This is a genomic window from Erysipelotrichaceae bacterium 66202529 (assembly GCA_017161075.1).
Taxonomy (GTDB): Bacteria; Bacillota_I; Bacilli_A; order Erysipelotrichales; family Erysipelotrichaceae; genus Clostridium_AQ.
The window spans coordinates 1747539-1765304 of the sequence record CP046174.1; the positions used below are offsets into that span (position 1 = coordinate 1747539).

The 17766-nt window shown below is 40.1% G+C and carries 14 protein-coding genes, 3 pseudogenes and 1 other annotated feature (1 of these 18 cut by a window edge); of the genes and pseudogenes, 16 read left to right on the forward strand and 1 reads right to left on the reverse strand.

Annotation, left to right across the window (positions count from 1 at the left end):
- Positions 1-9 precede the first annotated feature (9 nt).
- From GKZ87_08225 to GKZ87_08295, 15 genes and pseudogenes are all read left to right on the forward strand, one after another.
- Complete coding sequence (locus GKZ87_08225; protein QSI25466.1) at positions 10-1113, forward strand: polysaccharide pyruvyl transferase family protein; 1104 nt, start codon at positions 10-12, stop codon at positions 1111-1113.
- A complete protein-coding gene (locus GKZ87_08230) occupies positions 1097-2254 on the forward strand; it encodes a coenzyme F420-reducing hydrogenase (GenBank protein QSI25467.1) in 1158 nt (385 codons plus the stop codon). Before GKZ87_08225 ends, GKZ87_08230 begins: the two co-directional genes overlap by 17 nt.
- Before the next feature lie 52 nt (positions 2255-2306).
- Positions 2307-3320: pseudogene (locus GKZ87_08235) on the forward strand (hypothetical protein).
- A complete protein-coding gene (locus GKZ87_08240) occupies positions 3320-4312 on the forward strand; it encodes a coenzyme F420 hydrogenase (protein QSI25468.1) in 993 nt (330 codons plus the stop codon). Before GKZ87_08235 ends, GKZ87_08240 begins: the two are co-directional and overlap by 1 nt.
- Positions 4284-4484 carry a 4Fe-4S dicluster domain-containing protein gene (locus GKZ87_08245; protein ID QSI25469.1) on the forward strand — a complete coding sequence of 67 codons (201 nt, stop codon included), beginning with the start codon at positions 4284-4286 and terminating at the stop codon, positions 4482-4484. Before GKZ87_08240 ends, GKZ87_08245 begins: the two co-directional genes overlap by 29 nt.
- Positions 4485-4553: 69 nt before the next feature.
- On the forward strand, positions 4554-5561 hold the full coding sequence (locus GKZ87_08250; protein QSI25470.1) for an acyltransferase family protein: 1008 nt from the start codon (positions 4554-4556) through the stop codon (positions 5559-5561).
- Positions 5562-5579: 18 nt separating this feature from the next.
- Positions 5580-6277 (forward strand): annotated as a pseudogene (locus tag GKZ87_08255) (nucleotidyltransferase).
- 429 nt (positions 6278-6706) lie between these two features.
- Positions 6707-7154 (forward strand): annotated as a pseudogene (gene tnpA / locus GKZ87_08260) (IS200/IS605 family transposase).
- Positions 7155-7267: 113 nt separating this feature from the next.
- Positions 7268-7639 carry a hypothetical protein gene (locus GKZ87_08265; GenBank protein QSI25471.1) on the forward strand — a complete coding sequence of 124 codons (372 nt, stop codon included), beginning with the start codon at positions 7268-7270 and terminating at the stop codon, positions 7637-7639.
- A gap of 243 nt (positions 7640-7882) precedes the next feature.
- Entirely contained in the window at positions 7883-10216 is a 2334-nt protein-coding gene (locus GKZ87_08270; GenBank protein ID QSI25472.1) for an FtsX-like permease family protein, read from the forward strand.
- 68 nt (positions 10217-10284) lie between these two features.
- Positions 10285-11046 (forward strand): ATP-binding cassette domain-containing protein, encoded by a 762-nt coding sequence (locus GKZ87_08275; protein ID QSI25473.1) that lies wholly within the window; start codon positions 10285-10287, stop codon positions 11044-11046.
- A 15-nt stretch (positions 11047-11061) separates the two neighbouring features.
- A complete protein-coding gene (locus GKZ87_08280; protein ID QSI25474.1) occupies positions 11062-11745 on the forward strand; it encodes a response regulator in 684 nt (227 codons plus the stop codon).
- Complete coding sequence (locus tag GKZ87_08285; protein QSI25475.1) at positions 11729-12958, forward strand: GHKL domain-containing protein; 1230 nt, start codon at positions 11729-11731, stop codon at positions 12956-12958. Before GKZ87_08280 ends, GKZ87_08285 begins: the two co-directional genes overlap by 17 nt.
- A 61-nt stretch (positions 12959-13019) precedes the next feature.
- On the forward strand, positions 13020-14663 hold the full coding sequence (locus GKZ87_08290) for an AAA family ATPase (GenBank protein ID QSI25476.1): 1644 nt from the start codon (positions 13020-13022) through the stop codon (positions 14661-14663).
- 133 nt (positions 14664-14796) lie between these two features.
- Complete coding sequence (locus GKZ87_08295) at positions 14797-15363, forward strand: GNAT family N-acetyltransferase (GenBank protein QSI25477.1); 567 nt, start codon at positions 14797-14799, stop codon at positions 15361-15363.
- A gap of 73 nt (positions 15364-15436) precedes the next feature.
- Here the strand turns inward: GKZ87_08295 and GKZ87_08300 are convergent, their stop codons facing one another.
- Positions 15437-16345, reverse strand: coding sequence for a mannose-6-phosphate isomerase (locus GKZ87_08300; GenBank protein QSI25478.1), 909 nt, complete (start codon positions 16343-16345; stop codon positions 15437-15439).
- A gap of 306 nt (positions 16346-16651) precedes the next feature.
- On the opposite strand from GKZ87_08300, the gene deoC reads away from it, so the two are divergent.
- Positions 16652-17371, forward strand: coding sequence for a deoxyribose-phosphate aldolase (deoC, locus tag GKZ87_08305; protein ID QSI25479.1), 720 nt, complete (start codon positions 16652-16654; stop codon positions 17369-17371).
- Between the two features lie 231 nt (positions 17372-17602).
- Positions 17603-17766, forward strand: a binding site (T-box leader) (it continues 94 nt past the right edge of the window).

The following is a 17766-nucleotide window of genomic DNA, read 5'->3' on the forward strand; positions in this document are numbered from 1 at the left end:
GAATTAATTATGAATATAAAAATTTTGACTTGTCACTATGCATATAATTATGGTGCTGTCCTTCAGACATATGCACTCTGCAAGTTTCTTAATAATTGCGGAAATAATGCAAAGGTGATAAATTACCGGCCATGGTACTATAAAGGGTCGACCAAAACAAAAAACAAACTAAAATTGTTGCTGAGAAAAGTAATTAGGATTCCAGATAACTATAAGTCTGAGAAAGTGTTTTATGGATTCCTCAATAAATATGTACCAATGACTGAGGAATACAAAAACTATGAAGAAATTGAAAGATTTGAAAGTGAGGCGGACCTGTTTATCGCCGGCAGCGACCAAATCTGGAATTTTAAGTTGCCAAATGGAAAAGACGATGTCTTTTACTTGAAATTCGTCAAAAAAGGGAAAAAATCCTCTTATGCTGCTAGTCTTGGAATGGATTCCTTGACGATTGAACAATTGGAAACCTTAAAAGATAAGCTGAAGCATTTTGATCATGTGTCGCTACGAGAAAAATCAGCGAAAGAAGTTCTTGAAGCAGCAGGTTTGAGAGACATTCAAGTTGTTTCTGATCCAGTATATCTTTTAAGCCGAGATGAATGGAATAGTATTTCAAAAAAACCTGACAATATGCCAAGTGAGAAATATATTTTAATTTATGCGTTCAATAGACAAAAAGAAATATTTGACTTTGGTAAAAAATTGGCTCAAAAATATGGATTCAAGGTTTTATCGATAAATACTTTTTGGGAGGATATTTTAAATAAGACGAATCATTATTTTTGGAATTGTATGCCGGAGGAATTTCTTTATCTGGTTAGTCATGCGGAGTGTGTTGTCACAAATTCTTTCCACGGTCTTTCTTTTTCTATGATTTTTAATAGGCCAGTAATTCTTTTTGAAAAGGATGATAAGGGAAATTCAAGAATGAATGACCTGATTGATGTGTTGGGTGCATACACGGTAAAGGATAAGACTGTGAAAGAGCAAGTAGAAATACCTCAAATAGATTTTAATGCTATAAACGAAAACATCAATATTTATCGTATCCGGTCAATTCAGTATTTAAACCTTTTGACAGGGGGGATAACGAATTATGAAAACTGTATGTGAGTTGAATAAATGCACAGGTTGTATGGCGTGTGCAGATATGTGTAAAAAAAGGGCGATAAATGTACACATTGACATAGAAGCATGCAATGCAGAAATAGATGATTCAAAGTGCATTGACTGTGGGGCTTGTAATAGAGTATGCCAAGTAAATAATCCTGTGATATTGAAGAAGCCTATAAGTTGGTATCAAGGTTGGTCAAAAGATAAAACAACTAGAGAAAATTGTGCTTCAGGCGGATTTGCAACGGAAATATCAAGAGCATTTATAAGCCAGGGAGGAATTGTATTTACCTGTGTATTTGAAAAAGGAAGTTTCAAATATTCTGCTTTTGAAACATTAGAAGACTTGACAAGGATGGCTGGTTCCAAATATATAAAAAGTAATCCAATTGGTATATATAGGGATATACGAAAAAAGCTGCTGTCCGGAGAGAAAGTATTGTTTATTGGATTGCCGTGCCATGTTGGTGGTATACAGAACTTTTTGACAGATAAATTGAAGGATAATTTGTATACGATTGATTTAATATGCCATGGCTCTCCAGCACCACAATTGTTGAAACTTTTTCTGAAAGAACACCAAATCGAATTGCATTCGATTTCTGCAATTCGATTTCGTCAGAAAGATCATTTTCAAGTTGAGCAGAAAGAAGAAAACAATTTTAAAAATGTTGGAGCCAAAGGAGTATTGGACTCGTATATGATTGGTTTCCTAGGAGGGGTGTTTTACACGGAAAACTGTTACGAATGTAAGTATGCACAGTTGAATCGGGCTTCCGATATCACGATTGGGGATTCGTGGGGAAGCAATTTGTCGATTGTAGAACAGAAAAAAGGTATCTCGCTTTCCCTATGCCAAACAAAAAAAGGTGAACAGCTTCTAAAAATGTCAAATGTTGAACTGCACACAGTCGACTTGAATTTGGCACAGCAGCATAATCATCAGCTTGTGTCTCCATCTGTTATTCCAAAGCAACGAAATAAATTTTTAGAAGGAATTCACATGAACAAGAGTTTTGACTCTATGATCTGGAAAACTTGTTTTGTGAAAAGTGTAAAGCAAGAAATCAAGAAAATACTTATACTGCTAAAATTTTATAGGGGGGGAAAGGCTAAATATAGTGTATCTGTAAAAAAATAATTGTTTCTAAATTAAAGGATTTATTTGGATTATGAGTGTAGAGGAACAGGTTATGGCAAAATTGATAGATACAATAGTATGCGCGGGAAGGTTAAAAGACAACTCTGCCTTAATGAGCAGTTCTTCTGGTGGAGCATTTATTGCCTTTTCTGATATCTTTCTAAAGAATGGAAATCTAGTAATAGCGGCAGTTTACAATTATGAGAATCATTTTACAGAATTTCAGATGATTCTGGAGCAAGAATAGAGAAACAAAGCAAAAGGATCAAAGTATATGCAGAGTAAGCCAGGGTAAATTTATAAAGCCGCAGAAGAATGGCTGAAAGCGCATACGCAGAAGAATTTGCTTTTTGTCGGCATGGGGTGTCCGGCTGATGATTTTCGTAAGTTTGCAGAGATAAAGGGATTCCGCGAAAGGGTATGGATAATTGATATTATCTGGCACGGATCACCAAGTCCAAGGAAAGAATATGCAGAGTCTATTGAAAAAATACACGGAAAGACTACATATCTGATATTTAAAGATAAACGGAATGGTTAGCAATCTACGACAGCATATGTAACAGTTGTCGGACAAGAACATTTGATTAAGGATTATGTAAAAGTTTTCTACAATTGTTGTGCATTACGCCCGTCCTGCTATGAGTGTCCGTATGCAACTACCGGGAGGAAAACGGATATTACAATCGGAGATTTTTGGCATATTGAAGAAACTATTCCGGATTTCTATGATAAAAATGGCAATTCACTCTTCTTAATTCACACGGATCAAGGAGAACTCTTTGAATCAGTCAAAGAAAAATTAGAATATAGACTAAGTGATACAAAGCAATGCTGGCAGGCAAACTTGGAATCTCCAACCAAAAAGTTGGTGCAGAGAGATGAGTTTTGGAACGATTACCATAAGAAAGGAGTAGATTTCATTATGAAAAAATATGGAACAACTCCATTAAAGACAAGGATTATGAATAAAATTGTTAAGCTAATTATATCAATCGCGGGAGGGCAAGCCTTAACTCCTGATTGGACTTATTATGCTGACTACTCCGAGAGGAGGGCAGCATAATGAATTGGGAAAAACCTAAAGTATATGCAGTAAAGCATAAGGACGAGGAAATCAGAGCAGAATCCAGATCCGGTGGTATTTTCACGGCTTTGTCGGACTTGGCTTTGGAAGATGGTGGTATTGTTTATGGATGTGTTCTGACAGAAGAATTTACGGCAGTACATATTCGAGCCGAAAATGTAGCCGAGAGAGATCAAATGAGAGGCTCTAAGTATATCCAAAGCAAATTGGGTAATACATTTAAGAATGTATATAAAGACCTTGATGCTGGAAAGAGTGTACTGTTTTCTGGAACATCTTGTCAAGTATCTGGATTAAAGCAATTTTTGGGAAAAGAGTACGGCAACCTTTTTTGTGTGGATATTGTATGTCACGGTGTACCAAGCACTGCTGTGTGGAAAAGCTACTTGCATTGGCAGGAGCAAAAGAATCATGGCAAAGCAGTCAAAGTGGACTTCAGAAATAAAAAGGATTTTGGCTGGCACGATCATGTGGAAACCATCGGATTTGAGAATGGAAAGTCAACAAATAGCCGGGTGTTCAGAAATTTATTTTATGGTCACATGATTCTTCGTCCAAGTTGTTATGAGTGTCTTTATAAGTCTGTAATGCATCCGGGTGATATTACAATTGCAGATTACTGGGGTATCGAGAAAGCTGCCCCAGAGTTGGATGACAATAAGGGCGTATCATTGATTATGGTGAATAACGAAGCGGGCGAAAAAGCATTAGAACGGGTGAAAGACAAACTGGTTTGGAGACAAACAGAACTAAAAGATAGCATGCAACCTCCGTTGAAAGCGCCATTTCCAAAGCCAGAAAATCGGGAACAATTTTGGAGTGAGTACCAGAATGAATCGTTTGAATATGTTGCCAAGAGATACGGTGGCATTGGGCTAAAGAATGATGTTAAAATATTCCTGAGAAAGATAAGGAGAAAAATCAAAAAGTTGGTGGTTAATTGTGGAAAGAGAAGTACCGGTATTATATAAAAGAAAAGAAGAATGTTGTGGATGCACAGCCTGCTATGCAATCTGTCCAAAGGAAGCCATTTCCATGGTAGAGGATGAGGAGGGTTTTGAATATCCGCAGGTTGATGAAAACAAATGTGTGTGTTGCTATCAATGCATCAAGGTGTGTCCGATAAAGGCAGCAAAAACTTAACAAATATATTGTCAGAATTATGTTTGACAGAATGGAGGATGACATGGATAATTTGACCAGCAAGCAGATATTTCGCTTTTGAGGATTGCGGCAACACTAGCAGTTGTTTTTTTACATACTAATAATACACTTTCAAACAATAGTGAGCAGTTCTTTTTGACGAAGAATCAAATGGTGTTTTTTACAACGAACAATCTTTTGATGAACTGGGCTGTTCCAGTTTTTTTGATGATAACGGGTGTGTTACTGCTTGACCCCAATCGACAGATTCCATATAGCGATTGCATAAAAAAGTATGCGAGGAGAATTTTATTGGCACTGTTTGTGTTTGGAATTCCATTTTCGATGTTGGAGATTCTGCTTAACACAAAGTCAATAACTGTAAATAGTTTTTTTGAGGCGACAATAAATGTGATAAATGGAAACAGCTGGAGTCATTTGTGGTATTTATATGCGTTGATAGGATTGTATTTTATACTTCCAATGTTAAAAGCTTTCGTAAACAATTCTGATGAAGAGACGCTTCTTTATTTAATAGGTGTGATATTTATCTTCAGCTTTGTTATAAAGTCGATTGATAAAGTTTCAGGCACAACAATTGCTTTTGCGATTCCTATTACTGGATTTACCATCTTCTATGTATTGGCAGGAAGATATATTACGATTATAAAATCTCGCTTTTTAGACAAAAAGAGCATTGGCATCGGTGTGCTCGTTTTTACAATAGTTATAGTCGTGATTGGAAGTATATGCTATTTCCCCAAAAGTAAGGAGCTGCTCGGCTATAATTCTCCAATGATTGCATTTCTTTCGATTGTTGTGTTTTGTCTTTTTATGGGTGCTAAATCAGAAAAAACGGAACTCCTTTGGCGGATAGATAGATTGTGCTTTGGAGTTTATTTGATTCATCCAGTATTTATCAATATTACATATAAATTTTTGAAACTCACACCGGTAACGTTCGGCGGTTTTTATTCGGTTGCGACATTTGTGTTTTGGATGTTTTTTGTGGCAAGCTCTTTTGCAGGAGCTTGGATTATGTATCAAATACCAATTCTTAAAAAATATATTCTATAAGAAAGAAAAGAGAAAGAGATGAAAACAACATTACTTTTTATGGCGACTGGAATCGGCAGCCGGTTTGGAACAGGATTCAAGCAGTTGGCACCGGTGGACACTTCTAATCATATCATTATGGACTACTTGATCCATGATGCAATTGAAGCAGTCTTCAACCATGTGGTATTTATTATCCGGAAGGATATCGAAAGAGAATTCAAAGAAATTATCGGTGACGAATTGCGGCAATTTGCAAAGCTCATAATGTGACCGTGGACTACGCTTTCCAGGATATCAACGATATTTCGGGTAGCTTGCCAGAAAGCAGAACAAAACCGTGGGGAAATGGTCAGGCGGTGCTTGCGACAAAGAGCGTAATCAACACTCCATTCATTGTGATTAACACAGATGATTATTATGGAAAAGCAGGCTTTGTGCTGAAGAATACGCTGTCTGATAATGGTAATGTGACTCGTGGTATCTGCAAGATGGATGCAGAAAATAATCTGACCAAGGTTGTAGAAACCAAGAAAATCGTAAAAACTGTGAACTGTGCAGAGGCAGACGGTGTGGCTATTGACATAGATTCTCTGGTTTCCATGAATATGTGGGGACTGACACTGGATTTCTTAGATGTTCTGGAAGAAGGATTCAAGGAGTTCTTTGAAAAAGAAGTGGAGAAGAACCCACTGAAAGCAGAGTATCTGATTCCGACTTTCATCGGTGAACTGCTGAGTGCTTTCCATACGAGGAAATCGAGGAACTGAAGAACGGATTCTGATTGTGATGGCTCAAATATTCGATGTCATAGGGGATAAAAATGGCTCAGATATTCGTTAGCAAAAGCCGTGTGGGCTGAACTCCAGGAGTTCACACGGTTATTTTTATATTCTAAGAATTTCAATGCATCAAAGATCAAAAGAGAAAGAACTTTCATAATCAAACAAAGTTCTTTCTCTGCAAAAATTGCGCACTAAAAACAAGAATATGAATATTAGCTTAATCTTCTTTTTTCAAACATCGTATCATCGCATTATTGATCATAATAGTATTTGAAAATTTATTCTAGAAAAGGATTAAATACCTCGATGCTTGCATCGTGTCCATATTGTTTAAGCTAGAAATAAGATATATACTAGGTATAGGAGAAAAGAGGAAACAGGATGAGCGAATATAAACATAAGGCATATAATGTATCTGTGCTTCTATACCATTTTGTGTATCCAACTAAATATAGAAGACTAGTGATAAGCGAAGAGGTGGATAATATGTCAAGAAATAAGTATGAGATATGAGATAGAGTTCATTGAAATAGGCGCCGATAAAGATCATGTGCACTTTTTGATTCAAGCAGTACCCACAATGAGTCCTGCAGAAATCATCAAGAAGGTGAAAAGTATAACAGCAAGAGAAATATCCAACAGAAACCCAGAAGTAAAAAAGTAATTATGAGGAGGGATCTTTTGGACGAGTGGCTATTTCGTTAATGCGGCAGGAGCAAGTGGTAGTGAAGCAGTGATACGTGAGTATGTGAAAAATCAAGGAAATGAAAAAGAATATAAGCAATTGCTCCAGCAGGAGCAATTAAACTTGGATGTTTGTGTGTGCTAGTAATGAATGGGCTATGCCCATTCAAGATACCTCGTTGCTTGCAGCGAGGTAGTTCATTTTATTTGATTATTTTCGGCTACTTTAGACGCATATTATATGGCAATCAATACGTAATGGGAATGGAGCGAAGGGCAGAACCAAGAACCGGTTTTCGAGGTTCATGGATGTACGTTATTTTCTCAAAACAATCTGTGATCGAACCAAGTGGTCGTGAGGGTTGGAAAATAACAAGCGACGGAAAAGAAGAAGCAGACATGACAATAAAGATATTGGAAAAGATTCTTTCGGAAGAAAATTTGGAAGAAGCAAAGCGTAAGGTAATGAGTAATAAAGGCTCTGCGGTAGTAAACAAAATGACAGTGTTCCAACATCCAAAGTATATTGAGGAACAAGGTGATGAGCTATGTGAAACCACAAGAAAAAGAAGATATAGGCCATTGCCAGTCAGACGAGTGCATTTACCAAAGGACGACGGAAGTAAATGAAATTTGGGTGTACCAAGCGTAAAGGATAGGTGGATAGAACAAGCAGTAAGCCAAGTATTGACACCAATATTTGAAAAGGAATTCTCAAATGCTAGTTACGTATTTCATCCAGGAAGAAAAGCGGAACAGGCAGTTATAAAAGGATTAGAATAATAATGTTAACATTACATATTTTCTTCCACTTTAGGATTTCTTTAGAATTCCTGCGATATACTGAACATACAGAAATGAGAGGTAATCAAAATGTTGCTGCGACTACTAAAAAACGACCTGCTGCATGGCAAGCTGACCAACTTCATGATAATGATCTTCCTTGCCGTATCCACCATGCTGTCCTGTGCCAGTATATCCCTGATCTATTCATCACAAAACCAGATATCCTACTTCATGGACGATATGGGAAAGGTGGCAGACTATAACTTCTCCATGATGAATGTTACCAAAAAAGACGAACAGAAAATCACAGCCTTTATGAAAGCAAAAGGCATCGATGAGTATCAAATCGAACACGATATCACCCTGCCACTGAGTGTTATGTGCTTCAACGGCCGTAATGACCTGGAAAGCTCCGGCTGCTTTGCGACAACCTTGCCCAAGACCTATAATTTTCTATTTGATGAAAACAACAAAACCCCGGATATTCAACCGGGTGAAGTAGGCATTCCGCTATCCATGAAGCATCAGCTAAACCTACAGCTTAATGACACCTTCCAGATTCTGCGCGGGACGAGGACCTACACCTATAACATCACCAGCTTCGTACGTGATTCTGTATATGGCTCCGATATGATGGGACAAAAACGCATTATCCTGCATCCTGCAGATTATCAAATTCAATACGATATCACACAGGACATTGATCATGCTGTGGTACTCTCGGTAAATGACGGGCCAAACACAAAACAGCTGGAATATGATATGCAGAAGGCCGGATTGCCCAATGCAATTCTCGTAGACAAAGAAACCGCTGAGCTTTCCTTTATGGGAGTCAGCCTCGGAACCAGTGCCATGTTGCTCATGAGTGGTATTATCCTGCTCTGCATGTCCTTTCTGATTATCCGCTTCACCATCCTCTTTCAGATTGAAAGCAACTATGCGGAAATCGGTATCATGAAAGCAATCGGCTTTCAGCACTCTCAAATCAAACCGCTCTATCTGATGAAATACATGGGGGTCACATTGATTGGAGTTATCATTGGATTCTTCGCCTCCATCCCGTTTGCTAAACTGCTGGAAAGCATGCAGGCTGGTATCGTCCCTCTTATGCCGGGGAACACAGGAACCTATCTGTCCCTGATTATTGTCATCCTGATCCCGTCACTTGTCTATACCGTAACAACCCTTGTTCTGCGAAAGCTGAAAAAACAGAGTACAATGGATGCCATTCGTCAAGGAAATGAAGGAGAGACCTATAAAGAACACACCCACTTCACCCTCGCAAAAACCCGCCTTCATAAGCTTCACAACTTTCTGGCCTTCAACGATTTAATGGCACACAGGAAGCACTTTCTCATGATGGTCATCATTTATGCCTTCTGCATGATATTGATACTCGTTCCTCTAACCCTCAAGGATGCCTTTCAAAAGGATACCTTCCTGCAGATACTCAAAATATCAACCGGTGATCTATACTCCCAGCAAAACGGAGGAATCAGTATAAAGGATTTAAAAGAAAAACGTGCCAAGGTGCGCCGTGATTTGAAAGCCTATGATGAGAATGTCCGTGTTGATATGGAAACTATGACCAGTGCCTCTCTTAGCGATAACGGTCTGAACACCTCGGTATACCTCATGAAACGCGCCGATGGGAATACAATCACCTTTGATCACGGCAAGGCCCCCAAGCTGTCCAATGAGCTTGCACTTTCCACTACACTGGCAAAGCGTTATGGAAAAACGGTCGGTGATTCCATCAGTATGGAATATGAAGGAAAGAAACACACCTACCTCATCAGCGGTATCTACAGCAGTATGATGAATCTGGGAAATAACATCCTTGCAGGCGATATTGACTATGAATACGCATATACCGGCTATCTGGTTATCCACCTGTCACAGGACGAACAAGCAAATCAACAGATCGCAGAAGCTATAAAAAAGGAGTATACAGACCTCAAGCTGATTGACAGCAAGCAGATGACGAAATCCTTCAGCGGAGATATGCCGCAGCAGATTACCATGATGTCCAATCTGATTATCTCAATCATTCTGATCATCATCTTTGCACTGACAATTCTGTTCTCCAAGCTGCACATGCTGCGAGCCAAAAAAGCGATTGCACTTATGCGCAGCATGGGGTATGCGAAACGCAATATCCGCAGATGGCTGTTTGCCCGCTGTATGATTCAGGTGCTGAGCGGTCTTCTATTGGGAATTCTGGTACACACCTTCTGTACAAACGGACTGCTGGAGGCTTATCTGGAATCCATGGGAATGGGAAGTGTAGAGCTGAGAAGTGCTCCCTTTAATATGTATGTTTTGTATCCACTGCTGTTCCTTCTATCTGCCATGGCGGCGCAATGGCTTGTCAACCGTACCATACCGGCATGGAATATCAAAGATTTAAGCGAGGAATAAAAGCTTCCGATACTATATCCAAAAAAGAAGTTGAAATACATGAGCGTAATTCATAAGGAGGAAACCGTATGGAAACAATGATAGAAGTCAGACAGCTATGCAAAAGCTTTGTTGTAAATAAAAAACAGAATCACGTCCTGCGTAATGTGGATCTCACCATTCAAAAAGGAGAATTCATCGCCGTTATGGGCCCAAGCGGCAGTGGCAAATCCACTCTGCTGTATACGATCAGCGGTATGGATCATATCAACTCCGGAATTGTGGAATTTGACCATAAGGAAATCAGCAGGTATAATGAAACCGAAATGGCGAAGCTGCGCCTGCATGAAATGGGCTTTATCTTCCAGCAGATGCATTTTCTAAATAATCTGAACATCTATGACAATGTGATTCTTCCAGGCTATATGGCAAAGAAAAGGAAGCACAAAGAAATCAATGCCTATGCGGAGGAGCTGCTGCAAAAGTTTCAAATCACCTCAATTGCAGGACATAGCATTCAGGAAGTAAGCGGCGGAGAGCTGCAGCGTGCCTGTATCGCCAGAGCAATGATCAATCAGCCGCAGATTCTGTTTGCGGATGAGCCGACCGGGGCATTGAACAGCTCCAGTGCGAGAGAAGTCATGGATATGTTTTCAAAGGTACACGAGCAGGGAACGACCATCCTGATGGTAACCCATGATGTAAAGGTGGCTTCCTATGCACAGCGCATCTGCTATATCAATGATGGGAAAATTGAAAGCAATCTTGATATTGGTGTGCTGAAGCATACGGATGAGCTGAAGGAACGGGAAAAGAAGGTATATAACTGGCTGATGGAAAAGGGCTGGTAGAAGGGATGCGTGTGTATGATTGATATTCTTGTTGTTGAAGATAATAATGAGCTGCGGGATGTATTAGAGCGGTTTCTGCTGCATGAGGGATATCAGACACGCTGTGTAAACCGGGGAAATGACGCACTTGCTCTTTTACAACAGGAGAAGGTGCGTCTTCTTCTCGTTGATATTATGCTGCCGGATATGGATGGCTTTCGCATTTGTACTCAGGCCAGACAATGCAGCAATCTTCCCATCATCATCATGAGTGCAAGAACGCAGACAAGCGATCAGCTGCTGGGCTATGAGCTGGGGGCGGATGACTATGTAGAAAAGCCCTTCGCCATGGCTGTAATGCTGGCAAAAATTAAAGCCCAGCTGAGAAGAAGCTATGAAATGAAGGAGGAACGCAGCATTCTAAAGGATGACGACCTTACCATAGATATCGAACGACATATTGTGACATTGAGGGGAGAACCGCTGGCTCTTTCGGTAAAAGAATTTGAGCTGCTTGTTCTGCTGCTGAGAAAAAAGCATACAACGCTGCGTAAGGACTATATATTTTCCGTAATCTGGACGGATGCCTCAGACAGTGAGCTGTCTACGCTGACAACACATGTCAATACGCTCCGTGAAAAAATAGAAACTGATCCGCGTCATCCAAAACGGCTGATTACTGTGTGGGGAGTAGGGTATCGCTATGAAGGCATGGAGTAGACTGACCTGGCTTATTCCGGCAGTGCTTCTGCTTGTTCTGCTGGTCTTGAATGTAGTGCTTCTGCAGCTGCGGGATGAAACGATACCGGATGAGGCTCTGGTTGATATCAATCGCATGGCAAGAGAGCTGGAGAATGGAACGCCGATGCATGAGCTAGATCAAACGGATATCCAGGTTGCGCTGATTGATATGAAAAAGACCTCCATAGAGACCTACATGGATCGTTCCAGAACCAGAGCTGTGCTTCTTCCAGCGAGCAAGGAGGGCAGCTTCTACCGCTTTACCTATCAGGTACAGCGCATACCATCCGCAATCTTCTGGATTATAAATACCACCCTGCTTGGTGTCATCCTGTTTGTTATTTATCTTCTATTCTATATCCGCAGGCAGATTATACAGCCCTTTCATAATATGGAGACAATGGCAACTGCTTTGAAAAACAGAGATTTCACCTATGAGCTGCCACAGCAGAAACAGCGCTTTTTCGGAAAATTCGTCTGGGCAATCGATGTGATGAAGGAGGAGCTGCGGCATCATGAGGACAGGGAGAACAAGCTGATGAAGGATAAGCAGACAATGATTGCTTCTCTTTCACATGATATCAAAACACCGCTTTCCAACATCCGCCTGTATACGGATGCTATGAGGGAGCACCTGTATCCGGAAGAGCTGATTTGTGAGCGACTGTATGAAAACTGTGATAAAATCGATCAGTATGTCAAGGAAATCATGCACGCCAGTAAAGAAGACCTGTTTGATTTTCACGTTCATATGGAGGAGGTGTATCTGCATGAAGTGGAAAACCTGTTAAAGCATGAGCAGGAGCGTGTTGAATTGGCACTTGTTTCCTATGAGCAGAAGCCCTGTAAAGAGCATTTGATTTATACTGATCTCATCCGGCTGCGGGAGGTTATTAGTAATGTCGTAGACAACGCATTGAAATACGGAGATGGAAAATGGATTCATGTATCCTTTTATGAGGAGGATCATCACAGTATTTTGCAAATTGAAAATTCGGGGATGAATATAGATAAATTGGATGTGAATGCAATCTTTCAAAGCTTTTATCGGGGAAGTAACGCAACAAAGCATTCAGGAAACGGCCTGGGTCTGTACATCTGTAAGCAGCTGATGCAGAAAATGGATGGTGATATTTTTATGACACAGGAAGAGGGAAGTGTAAGCTTTCATCTTGTACTTGGTACATTATAGGTCAGCAACAGGATTGAGATTTTCCAATCACGTGGTATAATACCACTAAGGAGCTGATGATATGAAGCGTTTACCGATTGGTGTAGAAGACTTTAAAGAATTGATCGATCATCAATATTATTACATCGATAAAACCATGTTTATTCAGGATGTATTGAAAGAAAAAGTTGTTCTGTATACCAGACCGCGAAGATTCGGGAAAACATTGAACATGAGCATGCTCTATTATTTTTTCTCAATCAAACAAAAAGAAAATGCGTACCTATTTGACGGACTCAACATCACCAAAAACAAGGGTGCAGCACAGTATCAAAATCAGTATCCGGTTATTCTGATAACACTTAAGGATATGAAGGATATCAGGTTTCAAAATCAGATTGATATTTTTAAAGTGATCATACGGGAACTGATTGGTAAATATAAGGATTTATTCACTAGCGAAAGACTGGATGATATTGATAAAAAGCTTCTCATATGCTATCAGGAAGGTAATGTGAACATTGCTGACTTAAAAAATGGATTGCGCTTTTTAAGTCAGTGTCTATATAAACATTATCAGAAGAAAGTGATTCTTCTGATTGATGAATACGATGTACCTTTGCAAAATGCGTATTTAAATGCTTATTATGAAGAAATGACAGATTTTCTTGGTGGTATCTTCAGTGCAGCATTGAAAACAAATGAAGTTCTGGAAAAAGGAATTCTAACCGGCTGCCTGCGAATCGCGAAAGAATCCATTTTTACAGGTCTTAATAATTTTAAAGTTAATTCTATCTTTGATGAGGTATCCAGTCAACAATTTGGCTTTTCCCCTATGGAAATCAGTACATTGTTACAGGATTATCATTTCAGTGAATATCAAAAGGACATAAAAGACTGGTATGATGGATACCGGTTTGGGAAACAGGATATTTACAATCCATGGAGTGTATTGATGTATATGGATCAGTTACTGAACACAAGCCGGAAGACGCCGGTATCCTTTTGGGCAAATACGAGTGGGAATGATATTATTTACCGCTATATAAAAGAAGCTGACGCTACCATGCGACAGGAGTTTGAGATATTGTCTTCTGGCGGTTATATTGAGAAACCACTGAAGGAAAGTCTGACATATAGAGAGATGGATCAAATCAATAATGTATATAGCTTTTTATTATATACAGGGTATTTGAAGGCAATAAACTGCGTTGATGAGGAGAACAGCGTGTATCGCCTCATGATTCCAAATAAAGAGATTAAAAGAATTTATACTACGATTTTTGAAGAATGGTTTCAGGAACAGGTAAAGGAAATACGTAGTGATTTTGCAGAAGCATTGCGAAAGGAAGATGTGAATCTGGCAAATGAGCTATTAAATAGCATCTTATTTGAATCCATCAGCTATTTTGATTACGATGAAAAATTTTATCATGGTATGCTGGTTGGATTGTTTAGTAACTATCAGGTTCTTTCGAATCAGGAATCCGGATTGGGCAGATTCGATCTTGCAGTGCTTCCATTCTATAAGAAAAAACGGGGGTTCTTACTGGAATTAAAAGTTGCCTCAAAAGAGGAAGAGGTGGAACATGCAGCAGTTCAGGCATGTGAGCAGATAAAGGAAAAACAGTATCTGGAGGGGCTGAAGAAGAAGGGATATACAGATATTGTAGGGTATGGAATAGCATTTTATAAAAAATCATGCCTGATCGTAGCACTTCCATAATGTTATTTGACATGCAATATATGGATGATCTGTAGTTTATGAAAACTGTGACATAACGCTGTCGCAGTTTTTAAGTTATGATGAAGCTGTCACAAGCAATTCCCTTCAGTTTTGTGGCAGAAAGGAGAATACAATGAATCCATATAGAGAATGTCCCACATATCAAAATGAAAATTACCGTATGCGATTCGTAAAACAGGAGGATGCGAATGATTTGTTAAAGGTGTATAGTGAAGCAAAAACAGTCGCTCTTTGCAATTGTGATAATTGTGAAGATAATTTTTATTATACGAGGAAAGCCCGGATGGAAGAGGCTATCAATTACTGGATCATGGAATACCATAGAGAAGGGTTCGTTCGCTGGAGTATTCTCGATTGCACTTCCTCAACTGTGATTGGTACGATGGAGCTTTTTAAACAATCAGCGGATGATGCCTATGATAACATGGCGGTACTGCGACTTGATCTTTTGCACAAATATGAAAAGCAGTCCTGTCTTCGAGAAATCCTTATGATGATTCTACCGCATATCAAAGGACTGTTCCAGTGTACACACGTTATAACCAAATGTGTGCAGGAAGCAGAAAACCGCAGGGCTGTATTGCTGGATCTAGGATTTTGTCCATCCAAGGAGCCGTTGATTGGATGGGATGGTACGCTGTATCAAGATTATTATATGCGAAAGCTACAGGAAGGCTAAATTGAAAAAAACACGTATATTGGAATCGGAATTTCAGCATACGCGTTTTTTATAGCAGCTCTTTCTTCTATTCCTATACTCTCCAATACGGATGGGCTGCCGCGATGATGCATTCCGCGCTTCCTGTAAGCTGAATGCATTCCTCTGGCATAACAAGGATACTTACGCCCTGTGACACGGGAAATGTACCTACGAAAAGACTACCGGAAACCACGGAAATCACGGATGCGATGGAATACGTATTCGTATAGCTGCCGGATAAGGTGAGGTGCTGTAAAGAGAATTCCCGTTGGTCAAAGCTGGTTCCCTTTGGGAAGCTCTGTTTTTGTACATGCAGGGAGGAATCCAGATTCGCAAGTGCTTCCTTTACATGAAGTGGTCTTGTATTGCCATGCTTATCCGTTCGTTCATAATCATATAAGCGGTAGGTGATGTTGGTGGACTGTTGAATCTCATAGATTAAGGATCCTGCGGTAAGGGCATGCATCGTACCGCTTCGGATATACACAAGGTCATGCTTCGAAACTGGAATATGATCGATCACACCATGAAAATCCTTCCTTTGCAGCGCAGTCTCAACAGCTGTTCGATGACCTGCCTTGTTCTCAGCATATACCCAGCCTTCACTTGGCTTTTCAATAAAGTACCAGGCCTCGCTTTTTCCATAGGGCAAGTGCAGCTGCTCTTTTGCATAGGTATCGGTCGGATGAATCTGAAAGCTGACATCCTGTGCACAGGAATCAAAAGCTATGATCACAGGAAAATCCTCACCCTCTTGAAGACCGAAGGCAGAAGGATTCTTTTGTACCGCCCTGTGAAGCGTTGTCCGTTCCTTTGCATTATAAATTTCACAGTCAATTCCATCAATTCCACTCAGCGTATAAACACAGCCAATTGTCTGCGCAGCACGATCACCCTGATAGGAATGCAGACGCGTATCTCCCCAGAGGGTTTCCATCGTAATGGGACGTACAATATACATAACATTAACCTCCTGACTTTTCCATATCTACTGTGATTGTAGCATATCTCACTATCAGAATACAGTGGTTACCAACATAAAGAGCTTAATTCTCTTTCATCTGTTACAGCTGTCGTGATATAATATAAATACAAAAGCTGAAAGCTGTGAAGCATATACCGATTGGATTGAAAATTTTAATAGAGTGCTGGTTGGTATGCTTAGTGATTATCAAATCGTCTACAAGATACCCCTTTCCTCTGTGTAACAACTGGGGTATGATATATCAATAAGAAAAGGCAGGACTTTTCTGGATAGGAGATACTTATGAAACGATGGACAGTAGAAGAGCTGGCAGGGATGATTGATCATACCTACGTCAAAGCAGATGCAACACGCAAACAGATGGAACAGCTGTGCAGTGAAGCCAGAGAATATCATTTCGCAATGGCAGCTATCAACTCGTCACAAACCGCTCTGTGTGCAGAATTTCTGCAGGGGAGTGATGTTCATGTAGGAGCCGCCATCGGCTTTCCGCTGGGGCAGACAACCATTGCCGCCAAGGTATTTGAAGCACAGGATGCCATACACAACGGGGCGGATGAAATTGATTATATGATCAATCTTACCGAGGTTAAGGCGGGGAACTGGGACTATGTGAAGGAAGAAATGCAGCAAATCGTCACCGTATGCAGAAGCAGTAAGAGGCTGTGCAAGGTCATTTTGGAAACCTGTTATCTGACGCAGGACGAAATCATACAGATTTGTAAAATTGCGGTTGATGTGAAACCGGACTTTGTGAAAACCTCCACCGGCTTTGGAAGCGGGGGAGCCACTGCAGAGGATGTGCAGCTGATGCGCAGGTGTGTCGGTAACGCAGTCAAGGTAAAGGCATCCGGCGGAATACGGGATGCTCTTACATTCAAGAAAATGATTGCCTGCGGAGCTTTGCGTATCGGAACAAGCGCCGGGGTGTCCATCATCAGGGAGCTGCAGACAGAAGCCTTTAAACACAGCGGTTATATTGCAATACCGGAAGAATATTAGACAATGACTGTAACGGCTCCACACTGAAACGTATTCAAAATTATAGAGCTGCTGCATACGGCATAAGCGAGCAGCTGATACCATAATGCAAAAACAGATGTCTGTAAATAAGAGACAGGATTGCGTAGAATAGAAAAATGAAAATATTTTCACAAAATAATGTAACGGAATTACAGAAATGCATTGACAATTTACAGAAAATGCTTTATCCTTTTGATAGTGACTACAAAACCAAAGGCAAGGATCGGGACAAGCATAGGAACCTTCTGCTGTAGAGAACCGCTGGCTGGTGAAAAGCGGCGCAGAAATCTTATCCACTCACCCGTAAGCTGTAACCTGAACACATTTTGAAATGTCAGTAAACGTTACCGTCTGCTCACACGTTACCGTGAGAA

Coding starts and splice junctions, on each gene's coding strand:
- GKZ87_08225 (QSI25466.1), top strand. CDS start 10: ATGAATATAAAAATTTTGACTTGTCACTATGCATATAATTATGGTGCT.
- GKZ87_08230 (QSI25467.1), top strand. CDS start 1,097: ATGAAAACTGTATGTGAGTTGAATAAATGCACAGGTTGTATGGCGTGT.
- GKZ87_08240 (QSI25468.1), top strand. CDS start 3,320: ATGAATTGGGAAAAACCTAAAGTATATGCAGTAAAGCATAAGGACGAG.
- GKZ87_08265 (QSI25471.1), top strand. CDS start 7,268: ATGGGAATGGAGCGAAGGGCAGAACCAAGAACCGGTTTTCGAGGTTCA.
- GKZ87_08270 (QSI25472.1), top strand. CDS start 7,883: ATGTTGCTGCGACTACTAAAAAACGACCTGCTGCATGGCAAGCTGACC.
- GKZ87_08275 (QSI25473.1), top strand. CDS start 10,285: ATGGAAACAATGATAGAAGTCAGACAGCTATGCAAAAGCTTTGTTGTA.
- GKZ87_08280 (QSI25474.1), top strand. CDS start 11,062: ATGATTGATATTCTTGTTGTTGAAGATAATAATGAGCTGCGGGATGTA.
- GKZ87_08285 (QSI25475.1), top strand. CDS start 11,729: ATGAAGGCATGGAGTAGACTGACCTGGCTTATTCCGGCAGTGCTTCTG.
- GKZ87_08290 (QSI25476.1), top strand. CDS start 13,020: ATGAAGCGTTTACCGATTGGTGTAGAAGACTTTAAAGAATTGATCGAT.
- GKZ87_08295 (QSI25477.1), top strand. CDS start 14,797: ATGAATCCATATAGAGAATGTCCCACATATCAAAATGAAAATTACCGT.
- GKZ87_08300 (QSI25478.1), bottom strand. CDS start 16,345: ATGTATATTGTACGTCCCATTACGATGGAAACCCTCTGGGGAGATACG.
- deoC (QSI25479.1), top strand. CDS start 16,652: ATGAAACGATGGACAGTAGAAGAGCTGGCAGGGATGATTGATCATACC.